At 43.8% G+C, this 2,288-nt stretch carries 1 protein-coding gene and 2 tRNA genes; all 3 read left to right on the top strand.

What is annotated here, in order from left to right; translation table 11 throughout:
* The first annotated feature begins 1 nt into the window (after window position 1).
* The 3 genes from R7R78_RS23840 (at window position 2) to R7R78_RS23830 (ending at window position 2,287) form a co-directional block, all read left to right on the top strand.
* Window positions 2-77: transfer RNA gene (locus tag R7R78_RS23840), tRNA-Asn, on the top strand.
* A 275-nt stretch (window positions 78-352) separates the two neighbouring features.
* Window positions 353-1,978 (top strand): methyl-accepting chemotaxis protein, encoded by a 1,626-nt coding sequence (locus R7R78_RS23835; protein WP_154205019.1) that lies wholly within the window; start codon window positions 353-355, stop codon window positions 1,976-1,978.
* 233 nt (window positions 1,979-2,211) lie between these two features.
* Window positions 2,212-2,287 (top strand) — tRNA-Phe (locus R7R78_RS23830).
* Window position 2,288 lies beyond the last annotated feature (1 nt).

Below are 2,288 nucleotides of genomic sequence, written 5' to 3'. Positions count from 1 at the left end.
TTCCTCCTTAGCTCAGTTGGTAGAGCGACGGACTGTTAATCCGCAGGTCGCTGGTTCGAGCCCAGCAGGAGGAGCCACTTTTAAAGCCGCATCACTTGATGCGGCTTTTTTGTATCTGCTTTATACGTCATTTCTCGTTTTCCCATTTATCTGCACTTCATTTCTAAACATCAGCGAATATTAAATCTTTTCTTCAAAAACACTTATTTCACGCTAAAAATTTAATCCTCATCGTAATTTCAATACGCATTAGTATCCGAGCATATTCATCTTCACTAAGATGCCCGAGTTATTACATTTCTTCTTTTAGCTATGCCTTGCATAGTGATAACACTTTATTTGTGAGCTAAATATGAAACTAAAAACTCAAGCCTATTTATTATCTGCGATCATATTGCTAGCTCTCCTAGCTCTGACCGCAACGGGCTTATGGACACTTCGCGTCGCAAGTAACCTTGATAACAAAGCTCGAGTTACTGAGCTATTTAAAAGTGCGTACAGCATACTTACCGAAGTAGAAAAGATGGCTATCGAAGGCAAAATGCCGGAAGACGAAGCGAAAGCATTAGCCACTCGCCTACTTCGTAACAATATCTACAAAGACAACGAATACGTTTATGTCGCAGATGAAAATATGATGTTCATCGCCGCACCACTAGACCCTCAACTGCACGGAACCAGCTTCCATGACTTTAGAGATGGCAGTGGTAATAGCGTAGGCCAACTCATTCTAGATGTATTGGGGCACAAAACAGGTCAGATCGTTGAATATACCTGGAGCCAAAAACAAGCAGATGGCAGCATTGAAGAAAAACACTCGATAGCAGAAAAAACACCACACTGGGGCTGGGTTGTCGGTACAGGTATTGGCTTTAATGAAGTTAACGCACGTTTTTGGTCGACAGCACAATGGCAGCTTGTGCTGTGTCTGATTATCGCGGGAAGTATTCTAAGTGGCCTGATCATTTCGATTCGCAAAATGCTTAATCTACTTGGTGGAGAGCCTAACGACGTGCGTAAAGCAGTTCAAGCTGTCGCTCAAGGAGACATCCAGACCAGTTTTGATACTGTGGCACCGAGAGGAAGTATCTATCGTGCCGTGCAAGATATGAGTCAATCACTAGCTACCATGGTGACAAACCTAGAGAAGTCTATGCATGCACTGCGCGCAGAGTTGTTTGCCGTAGAGGCTCGATCAAATACGATTGCCGATCTTACCGTATCTCAGCAGCAATCAACGGCTATGATTGCCACTGCGATGACTGAAATGGCATCTTCAGCCAACCATGTTGCCAATTCAGCAAGCGACACCGCAAACAATACGGACGAGGCAGACAAACAAAGCCAACATACTCAGAAACTCATTCACAACACGGTTGAAAACATTCAAGGTTTAGCTTCTCAATTAAATACTGCGAGTAAAGCGGTCGCCGATCTAGATCAGGATGTAAATAATATTGTAAAAGTGCTCGATGTGATTGGTGATATCGCAGAGCAAACAAACCTATTGGCACTCAATGCAGCCATTGAAGCAGCACGTGCTGGAGAGCAAGGCCGAGGCTTCGCAGTCGTTGCTGATGAGGTACGCAACCTAGCAGGACGCACACAAGACAGCACAAAAGAGATTCAGTATATGATCTCCAATCTTCAAGAAGGCTCTCGCAATGCCATTCACACAATGGAAATATGTGCAGAAACCAGTGAAAGCACTGTTACAGAGTCTAAGAATGCCTCTGAAGCTCTACAGCAAATTGTAACGGCGTTAGAATCTATCACCACAATGAGCCAGCAGATCGCTACTGCTGCCGCTGAGCAGACGCAGGTTAGCGATGATATTGCGCTACGCATAAACCTTATCGATGAAAGCGGAGGACAACTAAACTCTGTCGTAACCGAGAGTCAATCAAGTACTCAAAGTTTAGCTTCACTAGCGAATGAGCTAGAAGGTTGGGTAAACAAGTTCTCAGTAAAGCACTAGTTTAAAGTCAATTGTTCAATAAAAAGCACGTTTTCAGACGTGCTTTTTTGTTTTTATCGCCTTTATTTTGCAAGTGAACACACTATCAATGTTAAAACATCGCTTAAAGCATGGCGCATTGCTGCTTAAAACGCATAAAAACAGCCCACTCCGAGCACAAATTCATCAAACGATATTTTATTTTAATTTTATTGTTGACCTGAAAGCCGAAAAGCCTTTTAATACACCTCGTCGCCCGGATAGCTCAGTCGGTAGAGCAGAGGATTGAAAATCCTCGTGTCGGTGGTTCGATTCCGCCTCCGGGCACCAC

This window comes from Vibrio sp. 2134-1 (assembly GCF_033339495.1).
This window is presented reverse-complemented; position numbering and strand designations above follow the sequence as displayed.